At 65.8% G+C, this 13,423-nt stretch carries 14 protein-coding genes; 5 read left to right on the top strand and 9 right to left on the bottom strand.

The window, feature by feature from the left end; all coding sequences use genetic code 11:
- Window positions 1-326 precede the first annotated feature (326 nt).
- Together AB4Y43_RS13585 and AB4Y43_RS13590 are read left to right on the top strand one after the other, a co-directional pair.
- Complete coding sequence (locus AB4Y43_RS13585; protein ID WP_368727999.1) at window positions 327-1,628, top strand: MFS transporter; 1,302 nt, start codon at window positions 327-329, stop codon at window positions 1,626-1,628.
- A 126-nt stretch (window positions 1,629-1,754) separates the two neighbouring features.
- Window positions 1,755-3,224 carry an MFS transporter gene (locus AB4Y43_RS13590; RefSeq protein ID WP_342946750.1) on the top strand — a complete coding sequence of 490 codons (1,470 nt, stop codon included), beginning with the start codon at window positions 1,755-1,757 and terminating at the stop codon, window positions 3,222-3,224.
- Between the two features lie 25 nt (window positions 3,225-3,249).
- On the opposite strand, the gene AB4Y43_RS13595 is transcribed toward AB4Y43_RS13590, so the two are convergent.
- The 3 genes from AB4Y43_RS13595 to AB4Y43_RS13605 all read right to left on the bottom strand — a co-directional run bounded on the left by AB4Y43_RS13595 (window position 3,250) and on the right by AB4Y43_RS13605 (window position 4,432).
- Window positions 3,250-3,519, bottom strand: coding sequence for a hypothetical protein (locus AB4Y43_RS13595; protein ID WP_069261695.1), 270 nt, complete (start codon window positions 3,517-3,519; stop codon window positions 3,250-3,252).
- A 70-nt stretch (window positions 3,520-3,589) separates the two neighbouring features.
- Entirely contained in the window at window positions 3,590-4,024 is a 435-nt protein-coding gene (locus AB4Y43_RS13600; protein ID WP_368728000.1) for a DoxX family protein, read from the bottom strand.
- A 246-nt stretch (window positions 4,025-4,270) separates the two neighbouring features.
- The gene (locus AB4Y43_RS13605; RefSeq protein ID WP_165979491.1) at window positions 4,271-4,432 is read right to left on the bottom strand and encodes a hypothetical protein; all 162 of its coding nucleotides are present in this window, start codon (window positions 4,430-4,432) and stop codon (window positions 4,271-4,273) included.
- Between the two features lie 189 nt (window positions 4,433-4,621).
- Between AB4Y43_RS13605 and AB4Y43_RS13610 the strand changes: the two genes are divergently transcribed.
- Window positions 4,622-5,452 carry a helix-turn-helix transcriptional regulator gene (locus AB4Y43_RS13610; protein ID WP_342946752.1) on the top strand — a complete coding sequence of 277 codons (831 nt, stop codon included), beginning with the start codon at window positions 4,622-4,624 and terminating at the stop codon, window positions 5,450-5,452.
- A gap of 70 nt (window positions 5,453-5,522) precedes the next feature.
- Here AB4Y43_RS13610 and AB4Y43_RS13615 read toward each other — a convergent pair whose 3' ends face one another.
- A complete protein-coding gene (locus AB4Y43_RS13615) occupies window positions 5,523-5,984 on the bottom strand; it encodes a universal stress protein (protein ID WP_133187752.1) in 462 nt (153 codons plus the stop codon).
- 912 nt (window positions 5,985-6,896) lie between these two features.
- On the opposite strand from AB4Y43_RS13615, the gene flhD reads away from it, so the two are divergent.
- Together flhD and flhC are read left to right on the top strand one after the other, a co-directional pair.
- Entirely contained in the window at window positions 6,897-7,217 is a 321-nt protein-coding gene (gene flhD / locus AB4Y43_RS13620) for a flagellar transcriptional regulator FlhD (RefSeq protein WP_028202636.1), read from the top strand.
- A gap of 11 nt (window positions 7,218-7,228) precedes the next feature.
- A complete protein-coding gene (gene flhC, locus AB4Y43_RS13625) occupies window positions 7,229-7,831 on the top strand; it encodes a flagellar transcriptional regulator FlhC (protein ID WP_368728001.1) in 603 nt (200 codons plus the stop codon).
- 161 nt (window positions 7,832-7,992) lie between these two features.
- Here flhC and AB4Y43_RS13630 read toward each other — a convergent pair whose 3' ends face one another.
- From AB4Y43_RS13630 to AB4Y43_RS13650, 5 genes are all read right to left on the bottom strand, one after another.
- The gene (locus AB4Y43_RS13630; protein WP_368728002.1) at window positions 7,993-9,318 is read right to left on the bottom strand and encodes an Nramp family divalent metal transporter; all 1,326 of its coding nucleotides are present in this window, start codon (window positions 9,316-9,318) and stop codon (window positions 7,993-7,995) included.
- A 52-nt stretch (window positions 9,319-9,370) separates the two neighbouring features.
- Entirely contained in the window at window positions 9,371-10,561 is a 1,191-nt protein-coding gene (locus tag AB4Y43_RS13635) for an acyl-CoA dehydrogenase family protein (RefSeq protein WP_368605469.1), read from the bottom strand.
- 84 nt (window positions 10,562-10,645) lie between these two features.
- Entirely contained in the window at window positions 10,646-11,302 is a 657-nt protein-coding gene (locus AB4Y43_RS13640) for a methionine ABC transporter permease (protein WP_368728003.1), read from the bottom strand.
- Complete coding sequence (locus AB4Y43_RS13645) at window positions 11,295-12,410, bottom strand: methionine ABC transporter ATP-binding protein (protein ID WP_368728004.1); 1,116 nt, start codon at window positions 12,408-12,410, stop codon at window positions 11,295-11,297. The genes AB4Y43_RS13640 and AB4Y43_RS13645 overlap by 8 nt, the downstream gene beginning before the upstream one ends.
- 33 nt (window positions 12,411-12,443) lie before the next feature.
- A complete protein-coding gene (locus AB4Y43_RS13650) occupies window positions 12,444-13,280 on the bottom strand; it encodes a MetQ/NlpA family ABC transporter substrate-binding protein (RefSeq protein ID WP_368728005.1) in 837 nt (278 codons plus the stop codon).
- Between the last annotated feature and the right edge of the window lie 143 nt (window positions 13,281-13,423).

Raw genomic sequence — 13,423 nt, forward strand, 5'->3', positions numbered from 1 at the left:
ATATGTGCAAAATCTGCCCATCGGACGAGTCCGAATTCCAGAACGCTTCGCCGTTTTCCCACAGCGGCGCGGGAGCGTCCTGACGGGCCGCGCATCGGGCAGCTCCCAGGCTTCCTGTAGAATCGCGCACTGGCCTGAAGTCGTCGCACGTCCGCCCACCCTCGCGGACGCGCTTTTGCCGTGCCCCACCCCTGCGCCCGCCTATCCGACGACCGCCGCCCCCGCGCCACGCGCGCACCAGGCAAATTCTGGCCATCCCGGACGTCCACGCGTTCCGCACGCGCTACATACAACGTCGTACATAACAACACCCTGGTTTTTCGGAAATGCAAGCAACAGAAATTGGCGTGCGCACGCCTGCCGCTGCGCGCGCGCTCACCCGCAGCGACTACAAGACGCTCGGGCTCGCCGCACTCGGCGGCGCCCTCGAGTTCTACGACTTCATCATCTTCGTATTCTTCGCGCCGGCTATCGGCCAGTTGTTCTTCCCCGCAACGATTCCGGACTGGCTGCGCCAGTTGCAGACTTTCGGCATCTTCGCGGCGGGCTACCTCGCGCGGCCGGTCGGCGGCATCGTCATGGCGCACTTCGGCGACCTGCTCGGCCGCAAGCGCATGTTCACGCTCTCCGTGCTGCTGATGGCGCTGCCCACGCTCGCCATGGGCTGCCTGCCCACCTACGCGACGATCGGCGTGCTCGCTCCCGTGCTGCTGCTCGCGCTGCGCGTGCTGCAAGGCGCGGCCGTGGGCGGCGAGGTGCCGGGGGCGTGGGTGTTCGTCTCCGAGCACGTGCCGCGCCGCCATATCGGCTATGCATGCGGCACGCTCACGGCGGGCCTCACGTTCGGCATCCTGCTCGGCTCGCTGATCGCCGCGGCGGTCAATCATCACTACGCCCCGGGCGACATCGCCGCGTATGCCTGGCGCATTCCGTTCCTGATTGGCGGGCTGTTCGGCATGTTCTCGGTGTATCTGCGCCAGTGGCTGCACGAAACGCCGGTGTTCGCGGAGATGAAGGCGCGCAAGTCGCTCGCCGACGAAATCCCGCTCAAGGCCGTGCTGCGCGACCACGGCCGCGCCGTGATCGTCTCGATGCTGCTCACGTGGATGCTTTCGGCCGCCATCGTCGTCGTGATCCTGATGACGCCGCCGCTCCTGCAGAAGCAGTTCCATCTCGACGCCACCACGTCGCTGCTCGCGAACTGCCTGGCGACGCTCTTCCTCACGGTGGGCTGCGTGAGCGCGGGCGCGCTCGCGGACCGCTTCGGCGCGCGCCGCGTGCTGGCCATCGGCGGCATCGCTCTCGCGATCGCCTACTACACGCTGTTCCGCCAGATCGCCGTGGACAGTTCGATGCTCATGCCGCTCTATGCGCTTTGCGGGCTGCTGGTCGGCACGATCGGCGCGGTGCCCTATGTGATGGTGAATGCGTTTCCGCCCGTGGTGCGCTTCTCGGGCATCTCGTTCTCGTACAACGTGGCGTACGCCGTGTTCGGCGGCCTCACGCCGATCGTCGTCGCGCTGCTGATGAAGTCCGCGCCGCTCGCGCCCACCTACTACGTGGCCGCGATCTGCGTCCTCGGTGCGATCACGACGCTGTTCTTCAAGGACGCGCATCGGGAGCAGTAAGTGCGCCCCAGTGTGCACTTACTGCGCACTGGGCGGCCGCTACTGGTCGGACACCACTTTTCGCCGGCTTCGACGATTCACCTCGCGCTGAAACGTCGAAGCCTGCGAGCGCCCTACCATGGGCGCATGAATACCTCACACCCCACCCCCGTCCACTTCACGCCCGCGCTCACGCGTATCGTCGCGACCGTCAGCGTCGGGTTCGTCGTCACGCAGCTCGACGTGACCATCGTCAATATTGCGCTCGCGCGCATCGCAACCGATCTCCATGCGAACGTCGCGGGCCTGCAATGGATCGTCGACGCCTATACGCTCGCCTTCGCCGTGCTGATGCTCTCGGGCGGCGTGCTGGGCGACCGCTACGGCGCACGCCGCCTCTACGCCATCGGGCTCGTGGTGTTCGCCCTCGCCTCGCTGGCCTGCGGGCTCGCGGCCAATCCGGTCATGCTGATCGCCGCCCGCGCGCTGCAGGGCGCGGGCGCGGCGGCCATGCTGCCCAATTCGCTCGCGCTGCTCAACGAAGCGTGCCGCCACGACCGGGCGCTCAGAGCGCGTGCAGTGGGTTTCTGGACCGCCGCCGGCGCCATCTCGATCGCCGCCGGGCCGGTGGCGGGCGGCCTGCTGATCGCGGCGTTCGGCTGGCGCAGCATTTTCCTCGTGAACCTGCCGCTGTGCGCGGCCGGCCTCTGGGCCACGTTCGCCTGGATTCCCGCGCCGCGCCGTCATACGCACGATGCCAGCGCTGCCGGCGCGCCCGCCGTGCGCAGCCTCGACGTGCGCGGCCAGCTGCTCGCCATCGTGGCGCTCACGGCCTTTACCGGCGCCGTCATCGAATGGCGGCCGCTCGGCTTCACGCACTGGGCCGTGGCGGGCGGCTTTGCGCTCGCGCTCGTGGCGGGTCTAGCGTTCGTCTCGCTCGAAGCGCGCGCACACGACCCCATGGTGCCGCTCGCCATGCTGCGCAACCGCACGTTCAGCGCGGCGGTGCTGTTCGGTATCTGCGTGAATCTCACCTATTACGGCACCGTGTTCGTGCTCGCGCTCTATCTGCAGCATGCGCGGGGCGAGACGCCATTGCAGGCGGGACTCGCGTTCATTCCGCTCACCGCCGGCTTCCTGCTCTCGAACATCGTGAGCGGCCATGTGGTAGCGCATTACGGCACGCGCCGGCCGATGATCATCGGCGCGCTGATTGCGGGAGCCGGCTACGCATTGCTGGTCAGCGTGGATGCCGCGACGCCGCTCGCCTTCATGTTGCTCGCCTTCCTGCTGATTCCTTCCGGCATGGGCCTCGCCGTGCCGGCGATGACCACGGCCGTGCTCTCCTCGGTGGAGCCGGCGCGCGCGGGGACGGCCTCGGCGCTGCTCAATACGGCGCGTCAGGCGGGCGGTGCAGTGGGGGTGGCGGCGTTCGGCGCGCTTGCGGGCGGGGCGGGCGCGGCGCAGGTGGTGGCCGGCCTGCGTGCGGAAACCGCGGTCTCGACGGCGCTCCTGCTCACGGCGGCCGGGTTGGCCTGGTTCGTGAGAACCGAACCGGCGCATGCGGACGTGCGCCGCATCGCGCCGGCGCGCGTGAACGAACCGGAATCTCGCTGATTCGACAGCGAACTGGCGTGCCGAACTACAGCGACGCCTCCTGGATCGCACCGGAGTCGATCGCGCGGGCGATCAAACCATCGTTCTGCGCCTTACGGATGGCGTGAGCGATCAGCTGGTCAGGCTCCTCGAGCTCAGCCTTGAGCGCGCCGATGAGGCCGGTGGCGTCGAGAATCACCAGCGTCTTCGCGGTATCCGCCTCACTGATGAACACGCGCCGCGTGCCGTCTTCCGCAAGGCTCGCGCAGAACTGCCCGGTCTTGCCTGCCACGTTGAAGTCGAAGTTCTGTATCAAGGCCTGCTCCCTCTACACCCGGTTGCCCGGTGGTTGCAATTCGACACTCGCGCTTCGCCACGCGAGGGCGTCAGCCTCGCAGGCCGCCGCCGCGCGGCGCGCGCAGACCATCAATGGAAGCACGTCCCGCGCCCGTCACGGCCAGCAGCAGGAAACCGCCCGCGATCGCCACGTTCTTCCAGAAATGAATGACCGCGTCCTGTTGCGCCGCGGCCTGACTCATGTTCCAGAAGTCGTGGCCGAGTATCGCCGTCACGATAGCGTACACGGCCAGCAGGAACGCAACCGCGCGCGTGCGCACGCCCAGCACGATCGCAATGCCGCCGAGCAGTTCGACGGCGGTTGCCGCGATCGCGCCATACGAGGCATACGGCACGCCCTTCGAATGCAGGTAGCCGACAAACCCCGCGTATCCCAGCAGCTTCATGGCACCGCCCCAGAGAAACAGAATGGCGAGCGCGATGCGGGCGATGAAGATGATGAAGGAATCGGCGGGACGGGTCATGGAGGGCTCCGGTATGCAGTATCGGAATGACCGCGGAGCGCACGCTCAGTTCCCTCGACATGAGGCGGCAATGGCAGACGAGCCGGCACGTGGAAAGGCAGCACTGCGTGCCGGAGCGAAACGAACTAACTCGGGAGTTGATTCGGAATGCTATGGAATTTGCCTGCCGCGCCTTGTCGTGATCCGTTCGCGATGTTCTCGGGCAAACGCCGGGCAAACGCGCAAACCGACGCGGCGCTGGCACGCTCAATGCTTGTGATGCATGCCGTGCGGCCGATGCGCGTCGAGCCAGCGAGTCAGGCGCGCTTCGAGCGTGCCTCTGCTGCGGCGCGACACGGCCCACATAGCCGCACATACCAGCAACATGACGCCTGGCCCGAGCAGATAAGCAGCAACGGTTTCCCTCATGGCAGTCTCCTCTGCGCGACGGCCACAGTCCGTGAGAATTTTTATTCTAGGCGATAGCGCGGCGCACGGTAAACGTCGTCCACGAATGCAGCAGGGGCGTAAACCCGAGGTTTTCATATATCCGTTGCCGGCCGCTTCTTTACCTCAGACGTAATCGCCTTGTTCTCGCGTTTGGCTAGAATCGGCAGCATGAACACACTCGCTTCCCTCCTCCCCGCCGCGCCGTCCGGCGCCGGGCGCCCCAGCGTCGGCGAGATGCTGCGCGACTGGCGCACGCGCCGGCGCATGAGCCAGTTGCTGCTCGCGACCGAAGCCGAGATTTCGACGCGCCATCTGAGCTTCGTCGAATCGGGCCGCGCGCTGCCGAGCCGCGAGATGGTCATGCATCTGGCCGAGCAGCTCGATGTGCCGCTGCGCGAGCGCAATGCGCTGCTCGTGGCGGCGGGCTATGCACCGCTCTATCGCGAGCGCGCGCTCGACGACCCGCAACTCGCCGCCGCGCGCGAGGCGGTCGATCTGGTGCTGCGCGGTCACGAACCGTATCCCGCCGTGGCCGTGGACCGCCACTGGAATATCGTCGCGACGAACGGCGCGCTCGCGCCGCTCATCGGCGACGCTTCGCCTGCGCTGCTCGCTGCGCCCATCAACGCGCTGCGTCTATCGCTGCATCCCGAGGGCATGGCGCCGCGCATCGTCAACTGGCACGCGTGGCGAACGCATCTGCTCACGCGCCTGCAACGTCAGATCGACGCGAGCGGCGACCCCGCGCTCGCCGCGCTGCACGAGGAACTCGCGGCGTATCCGCCGCCGCCGGGCGTCGCGAACGTGAGCGCCGAGCCGATCGCGCATCACATTGCCGTGCCGCTGCGCGTGCGCACCGTGCTTGGCGAACTGGCGTTCTATAGCACGACCACCGTGTTCGGCACACCGGTCGACATCACGCTATCGGAGCTAGCGATCGAAGCGTTCTTTCCCGCCGATCCGCAGACCGCCCAGGCGTTGCGCGACCGGGCGCCGTGACGCGCGGTCGGCGGCTGCGCCGGGTGCTCCCGATAGCATTTCCGGCGCGGGAGGGCGTGGCGGCGGCGGCTCAGGCCGCCGCTTTCGCGGGCTCCGGGTCCGCCGCGGTAACGACCAGCACGCTGCACGACACGCGGTCGAGCAGCAGGCGGTCGTCGCGACCATCCCACCAGCGCTTGAGCGGCCCGCGCCGGTGGTGCGCCACCACGATGAGATCGGGCTGGAGTTCCGCGCAGTAGCTTGCGATCACGTCGATCGGCCGGCCCACCACGAAGTGCCCCGTCGCCACGAGCCCCTTGTCCTGCAGGCACGCCACCCCGTCACGCAGAATCTCGCGCGCCGCTTCTTCCGCGGCTTCGAACGGCACGGCGGACGCGATGTCCGTCCCCCATTGCAGCGGCGCCTGGTCGAGCACGGCCAGCAAATGCGTTTGCGCGTGGCATTCGCGTGCAAGGTCGGCGCCCTCACGCAAAGCCCGGCGGCCTTCGCGCGTTGCGTCGTAACACAGCAGAATCCTGTTGAACGAGGCCATGATCCCTCCCCCGATGATTCCCGGTGCCGGGCGGGCGAACGCGCCGTACCCGCAATGCCGCTTTATTTATTTTTATTTATATCACGTTATGATATAACCAGCACATCGACAGTCGTTGTATACGGTATAGGAGGCGCGATGGTTATCGACAACGACTTTGAAATCGGCGGGCCGCTCGTCGCCCGCGTATCGTCGGCGCGCGGGTCGGTCGGGTCGGTCTGTTACTGACCGGCGCCCTCAACGAAGCAGTGCCCTGGCTGACCTGAAGCGGCAAAAGAACCGCCCCACCCGGATTGCGCGTCGACCGTCGATCGCAAACGTTTCACAAGTGCGATCTTCGCGCAATATCCAGTCTGCATATATTCCGGAAACCAACGGTGCATCCCACCGTCTGCACTCGTAACATCCTGGTTACACATTGCCCTGTTACAGGTCGCCGGGGTCGAAACATCTGTTACAAACTCAATAGTCATAGGTATTAATCGAAAGAGCCGTATTTTTTACCTGTCAACCCAACTCCTTTCTAAACGTTTATTCCACCGGGCGGGCGATTTTTGTCCTTCGATGATTCGTTGCGCACGCAGCGGCGCGTTGGCGAAAACCCTGATAAACCAAGGTGCTACGGCCAGTTTTGGCACCCCGATCAGTGTCACGACGGCTTGTCGCCACCCGGCTTTCAAATTGCAGCAAAACTTACCGAAAATAATTTACAACAGTACGATTATTTTTGATCCGAGGGATTGATTTCTGAGATAAGCCCTCATACAATTCCCTCCAAGGTTGTTACGAGATGTAACAACCTGTATCAAAGAGTCAGATCGAGCCAACGAGCGAAGATCGACCACAAGATCAGAAAAGATACAACGGCGAAAAAGCCGGGGGGTTAAATTCGGGGCTTCGGAAACTAGAGAAATGGACCGTAGCAGCGAGACGCTGGAATCTATCCGCGAAATTAATTTGTCGTATCTGATGCTCGCACAGCGCATGCTGCGCGAGGACAAGCCAGTCGGCATGTTCCGACTGGGACTGTCGTCGGAACTGGCCGATCTGCTTGGCGCTCTGTCGCTCGCGCAGATCGTCAGGTTGGCCTCTTCCGACCAACTTCTCTGTTTTTTCCGCTTCGACGATCATGCAATGTTGTCCGCGCTCACGCAGACTTCGAAGCATGCCGACGTGGCGGCTACCCATGCGGCCATCCTGCTTGCGGGACAGCCGGCTGGTCAATTCGCCTGAGGGTGACGTCCATGACTACGCGGCGCAGCCTCACCGAAGACGCTCAGGAAGTATTCCGCGCGATCGCACTGATCGAGCTGGGCGCGCGCATGCAGGTGCTCGAAAGCGAACTCACGCTCTCGCGCGACCGCATGATCCGCCTGTATCGCGAGATCCGTGGCGTATCGCCGCCCAAAGGTATGCTGCCGTTCTCGGCGGACTGGTACATGACGTGGCTGGCCAACATCCACGCCTCGCTGTTCTATAACACGTACCTGTTCCTCAAGAACGAAGCGCGTTGCTCGCATCTCGACGCGCTCACCAAGGGGTTCCGGCTGTATCTGGAACACTGCCGCCACAGCGGGGCCGAGCCGGCGCTCGACCTCACGCGTGCGTGGACCCTGGTGCGATTTTTCGATGCCGATATTCTGCAGTTGACGCCTTGCTGCCGTTGCGGCGGTAAGTTCGTCGCGCATCGCCACGACCTTCAGCACAACGTCGTGTGCGGCGCATGCCAGCCTCCTTCGCGAGCCGGCAAGACGAAAAAGTCGGCTGCAGCGCGACGGGGCGCCGAGCAGACCGAGAGCGACCTTCCGGCAGTGGTAACGTCGGATGGCATTGCCGAGGCTGCGTAAGCGTAGGAGAGCAGATCCGGACTAACCGGACGCGAGACCAAGACGCGAACCCGTCCGGTGCCTGAGCGCACCGGACGGCGAAGCGCTTTCCGATTGCCGCTTTTGCTTGCCGCCTCTGCGTGCCGCCTCTATGGCGCGCGCCTGTTACACCTTTCCCTTCTTTAGTTTCCGCTGAACGTCTGCCAGACGAGCCACAGGTTCGCCGCCGAGATCACGACGAACAGGAACCACGCCAGCAACCGCGTGGGGAGCCGGTTCACGAACTCGCCCATCAGCGCACGATCGTTCGTCATGCGAATGAGCGGCCAGAGTGCGAACGGCAGTTGCAGACTCAGCACCACCTGGCTTGCGACCAGCAGCTTGCCCACCGCGCCGTTGCCGAGCAGCGCGACGCCCGCTAAGGCGGGGATCAACGCGAGCACGCGCGTAATGAGCCGCCGCTGGTAGCACGGAATTTTCATTCGCAGGAAGCCTTCCATGATGACCTGGCCCGCCACGGTGCCCGTGAACGTCGAGCTTTGCCCGGAGGCAAGCAGCGTAATCGCGAACAGCACCGCCGCCGCGCCCGTACCGACGATCGGTGCGAGCAGCTTGTAGGCCTGTTCGATATCGGTGACCTGGGTGTGCCCGTTGGCGTGAAAGGCTGCCGCAGCCAGAATCAGGATGGCCGCGTTGATGAGCAGCGCGATCAGCAGCGAGACGATCGTGTCGAGGCGCGACAGGCCGATGGCCTGAGCGAGGCTCGCACGGTCGCGCTTGACGGCGCGCGTCTGCACGATCGACGAATGCAGGTAGAGGTTGTGCGGCATGATGGTCGCGCCGAGAATGCCGATCGCCAGATACAGCGGCTCCGCCGAGGAAATCGCGTGCCACGAAGGCACCGCGCCCGCGAATACCGACGGCCAGTGCGGCTTCACGAGCGCGAGCTGGATCACGTAGCCCAAGCCTATCGTGCCGATGAGCCCGGCCATGATCGCCTCGAGCGAGCGGAAGTTCTTGCCCTTCAAGCCCAGCACGATGAGCGTGTCGAACGCCGTGAGCACCACGCCCACCATCAGCGAGCAGCCCAGCAGCAGGTGGAACGCGAGCGCGCCGCCCAGCACCTCGGCAAGATCGCAGGCGATGATCGAAAGCTCGGCGAGCACCCACTGGCCGAGCGCCACGGGCCTTGAATAGCGCTCGCGCGAGAGCTCCGCGAGATCGCGTTGCGTGACGATGCCAAGACGCATGGAAAGGCATTGCAGCGCGATCGCCGCGAGGCTCGAGAGGACGACCACGAACAACAGGCTGTAACCGAAGCGCGAGCCCGCCTCGATGTCGGTGGCCCAGTTGCCCGGGTCCATGTAGCCGATCGACACCAGCAGGCCAGGACCAGCGAATTGCCAGAACTTCTTCCAGAACGGCGCACGCGGCGAAACCTCGATACTGCCCTGCACTTCGGAAGGGCAAAACGGCGCCGTTGCCGTGGTCGGTAATCGGAACTCCAACGGTTCGATCCTCAAGGGTTGACGCGTCGCGGCACGTGCCGCGATCGAGCCCTCAAGTGTACAGCGTCGGCTGCGGCACTTCTCTCAAGAGCGTATAGCGGCCCACGTCGCGCAGACGGTAGTCGAGCGGATCGTGCAGCGTATGCACGCGCGCATTGCGCCAGAAACGGTCGAGCGCGAGCGCCGCGCCCGTGGCGCGTGCGCCGCACGCCTCGAAAAGCTGCTCGCCGCCCTGGAGCGCGGCGCGGTGCGCGACGATCTTCGCCTCCGAAATCGCCAGCGAGACGCCGGCGCGCGTGGCCGCGCTCAACGCCTCGCCTTCGTCCCACGCGGCGTCGAGCAGCGCGCCCGCACGATCGGCCAGCACCGCCGCCGCGAGCGACTGCACGCGCATTTCGCCGAAGCGCTGCTGCAGGAACGGGTCGTCGGCCACGTGCTGCACGCCCGAATTGACCCACGGGCGGCCGTTCGCGAGCACGTAGGCGCGCGCCTCTTCGAGCGCGCCTTCGGCGAGCCCCACGAAGAGATTCGTCAGCACGCCTTGCGAGACCAGTGTGCGCAGCGTGGCGCGCGGTGTGTCGGGGCGCTGCAATACTTCGGCGGCGCGGACCTCCACGTTCTCGAAAGACACGGTGCCGCTATCGGTCTGACGCTGGCCGATCGGGTCCCAGTCGTCGTGCACCGTGATCCCGGCGCGCGTGGTGGGCACGACCGCGAACACCGGACTGCCCGTGGCGGGATCGTGCGCGCTCACGGTCATCATCTGCGAACCGTAGGTGCCCGAGCAGAATCCTTTCCTGCCATGCAGACGCCAGCCGCCTTCCTTGTCCGGTTGCGCGACGAGCCGTGTGTCGATGGGATTCACGGCATTGCCCCACCACCAGCGATGCTCGACGGTGCCTTGCAGCCAGTTCGTGCGCTGCGCGGCGCTGCCCCACAATGCGACGCTCGCTATTTGCAAACACTGGAAGCCGAGCAGATGCGCAAGCGCGCTGTCGACGCGCGCGAGCGCGCGGATCGTCGCGTAGATATCGCTCCAGCGCACGCCGTCCTCGCCGAACTGCCCGCCGAATTCGCGCGGCACCGCGAGCGTGAGCAGCCCGGCGTCGGCTATGCGCTGCTTTTCGGCGGCCGCGTGGCCGCCTGCGAGATCGCGTTGCGCGGCGCTCGCGCGCAGCGCTTCGAGCAGCGCGGCGAAACGCGCGTCCTGTTCCTGCCCGCGTGGGCGCTGTGCCTCGTTCATACCCATAGTTCCCGAATGTGATGCCCGAAAAAAGAAGCGCGCAGCAAGGGCGCTGCGCGCGTCATGTCGAACGGCTTGCGCCGCTCAGGTTCGCCGCAAAAGACGCCGCACCAGCGCGTCGCCCGTGAACTGCACCGCCGCGACGATCGCGATCAGCAGCACGATCACGGTGACCATGACCGTCGTGTCGAAGCGCTGATAGCCGTAGCGTATCGCGAGATCGCCGAGACCACCCGCGCCGACGGCGCCCGCCATCGCCGAAGAGCCGATCATGGCCACCACGGTGATCGTGAAGCCGCCGAGCATGCCGGGCAGCGCCTCGGGCAGCAGCACATGCCATACGATGTGGCGGCGCTGTGCGCCCATGGCCTGGGCCGCCTCGATCAAACCGCGATCGACTTCGCGCAAGCTCACTTCGGCCACGCGCGCGAAGAACGGAATGGCGGCGATGGAAAGCGGCACCACGGCGGCCCACACGCCGATGGTCGTACCCACAAGGAAGCGCGTAAGCGGCAGCAGCGCGACCAGCAGGATGATGAAAGGCGTGGAGCGGAACGCATTGACGAGCCCGCCCAGCGTGGTGTTGAGCGCGGGTCGCTCCAGAATGCCGCCGCGCGCGGTCGTGACGAGCAGCAGCGCGATCGGAATACCGATCAGGAGTGCGAATATCGCCGAAACGCCGACCATCAGCAACGTGTCGCGTATGCCTTCGAGGAGCTCGGTGATCCACACGTCAGACATAGCCCAGCACCTCCACGCGGCTCGCATGACCACGTGCCCGCTCGGCGAGCGACGCGGCCTCGGCGGCGTTCTGCACCGGCGCGGAAACGACTAGCCGCCCTTGCGCACGCCCCTGGATACGCTCGATACCGCCATGCACGAAGCGCACGCCCTGCGCGCCGAACGCCTGCGCGAGCGTGGCGAGGTCGGGCTCTTGCGCCTCGTCGCCGGTGAAGCGCACGTCGAACAGTGCGTGCGCGCCTGCTTGCGGTTCAGCGTGAATACGCGCCGCCAGATCGTCGGGCAACTCGTGGCCGGGCGTGTGCAAGAGCGCGCGCGTCGCTTCGTGCCGCGGATCGCCGAACACGCGCCACACGGGCCCCTGTTCCACCACCTCGCCGCGCTCGATCACCGCGACCGTGTCGCAAACGTCGCGGATCACCTCCATCTCGTGCGTAATGAGCACGATGGTGACGCCGAGCCGCCGGTTGATATCGCGCAGCAGCGCAAGAATGGCGCGCGTGGTTTCCGGGTCGAGCGCCGAAGTCGCCTCGTCGCAGAGCAGGATGTCGGGCTCGTGCACGAGCGCGCGTGCAATACCCACGCGCTGCTTCTGGCCGCCGGAAAGGCGCGCGGGCCACGCGTCGCGTCGTTCGCTCAAGCCGACGAGATCGAGCAGCACGTTCACGCGCGCCTCGATGTCGGCCTTCGGCACACCCGCAATTTTCAGCGGCAGTGCGATGTTGTCGTGCACGGTCTTGGCGGAAAGCAGATTGAAGTGCTGGAACACCATGCCGATGCGCCGCCGTAGCGCCACCAGGGCGCGCTCGTCGAGTCCGCCCACGTCGACGCCGTTCACTCGCACGCCGCCGCTCGTGGGCTTTTCGAGACCGTTCACGAGCCGCAGCAGCGTGGACTTGCCCGCGCCGCTGCGCCCGATGATGCCGAACACTTCGCCGCGCGCCACCTGCAAGTCGACGCCCGCGAGCGCCGCCGGCGCGCCTGGCGCGTAGGTCTTGCCCACGTTTTCGAACACCACCGCAGGCAGCGATGCATCGGCATTGCCCTGTGCCTCACCCGCCGCGGGCCCCGCCTCGATAAAGCGCGCCGCTCCGAACCATTTCATCATCGCTGCTCTCCTCGTGCGTAGATTGCGCGCGCTTTACCAGGCGACCGCGTAGAGGTTGCCGAAGGCTTTGTCGAGCTCCTTGCGCACGGCCGGCGAATGCTGGTAGATGTCGATGAACTTGCGAATGCGCGGATCGTTCACGCTCTCGGGCCGCACGACGAACTGGATCGCAAACGCCTTGTTCTCGACGCCGTCGAAGAGCAGCGCACTGTTCGGATCGGTAGTGCCCGCGAGCTTGATGAAGCTCGGGTAGCCCTGTGCGAGATCGACGTCGTCGAGCGAGCGCGCGAGTTGCGACGCTTCGAGTTGCACGATCTTGAGGTGTTTGGGATTCGAGACGATGTCGAGCGTCGTGGCGCGATAGTCCACGCCCGGCTTGAGCTTGATGAGGCCCGCGCGCTGCAGCAGCAGGAGGCCGCGGCCGCCGTTCACGGGATCGTTCGCGATCGCGACCGTCGCGCCATCCTTCAGATCTTCGAAGCGTTTCACTTTCTTCGAATACAGGCCGATCTTCATGATCGTGCCCGGCGCGATGGCGACGAACTTGTAGCCGCCCTGCAGTTCGGCGTTTTCCAGAAACGGCTTGTGCTGGAAGTAGTTGGCGTCGATATCCTTGTTCGCCAGCGCGGCGTTGGGCGTGTTCCAGTCGGTGAATTCGATGATCTTCACGTCCACGCCCTCCGCCTTCGCCTCGCGCGCCGCTTCCTGGAGCGCGGGCGTTTGTGGCGTGGTGGCAATGCCGATTTTGAGCGTAGCGGTGTCGGCGTGCGCGTCGAGCGCCGCCGCCGCAAGCGACACGGCGATTGCCGTCAGCAGGCCGAAGCGCTGGAAAAAGGAAGGGCGCCCCACGGCGCGCACGGCACGGATCATCGCGTTCCTCGATGGAAGTTGGACTTCGTTCAGTGAGGAGCGACGCGATGAGGGCCCATCGCGTTGGCTCCAGATGGGTCCAGACGATGATAGGGGGGCGGCGGGGCCGGGTCTACGAAGCGATTGCGCAAAGGAAATCGCCG

Origin of the sequence: Paraburkholderia sp. BR10872 (assembly GCF_040965835.1) — a bacterium.
GTDB classification, from domain to species: domain Bacteria; phylum Pseudomonadota; class Gammaproteobacteria; order Burkholderiales; family Burkholderiaceae; genus Paraburkholderia; species Paraburkholderia nodosa_A.

Bases quoted from the DNA above. Each gene is read 5' to 3' on its own strand.
- AB4Y43_RS13650 (WP_368728005.1), bottom strand. From the start codon at position 13,280: ATGATCCGTGCCGTGCGCGCCGTGGGGCGCCCTTCCTTTTTCCAGCGC.
- AB4Y43_RS13640 (WP_368728003.1), bottom strand. From the start codon at position 11,302: ATGTCTGACGTGTGGATCACCGAGCTCCTCGAAGGCATACGCGACACG.
- AB4Y43_RS13635 (WP_368605469.1), bottom strand. From the start codon at position 10,561: ATGAACGAGGCACAGCGCCCACGCGGGCAGGAACAGGACGCGCGTTTC.
- flhD (WP_028202636.1), top strand. From the start codon at position 6,897: ATGGACCGTAGCAGCGAGACGCTGGAATCTATCCGCGAAATTAATTTG.
- flhC (WP_368728001.1), top strand. From the start codon at position 7,229: ATGACTACGCGGCGCAGCCTCACCGAAGACGCTCAGGAAGTATTCCGC.
- AB4Y43_RS13585 (WP_368727999.1), top strand. From the start codon at position 327: ATGCAAGCAACAGAAATTGGCGTGCGCACGCCTGCCGCTGCGCGCGCG.
- AB4Y43_RS13600 (WP_368728000.1), bottom strand. From the start codon at position 4,024: ATGACCCGTCCCGCCGATTCCTTCATCATCTTCATCGCCCGCATCGCG.
- AB4Y43_RS13645 (WP_368728004.1), bottom strand. From the start codon at position 12,410: ATGATGAAATGGTTCGGAGCGGCGCGCTTTATCGAGGCGGGGCCCGCG.
- AB4Y43_RS13615 (WP_133187752.1), bottom strand. From the start codon at position 5,984: ATGGCCTCGTTCAACAGGATTCTGCTGTGTTACGACGCAACGCGCGAA.
- AB4Y43_RS13605 (WP_165979491.1), bottom strand. From the start codon at position 4,432: ATGAGGGAAACCGTTGCTGCTTATCTGCTCGGGCCAGGCGTCATGTTG.
- AB4Y43_RS13610 (WP_342946752.1), top strand. From the start codon at position 4,622: ATGAACACACTCGCTTCCCTCCTCCCCGCCGCGCCGTCCGGCGCCGGG.
- AB4Y43_RS13590 (WP_342946750.1), top strand. From the start codon at position 1,755: ATGAATACCTCACACCCCACCCCCGTCCACTTCACGCCCGCGCTCACG.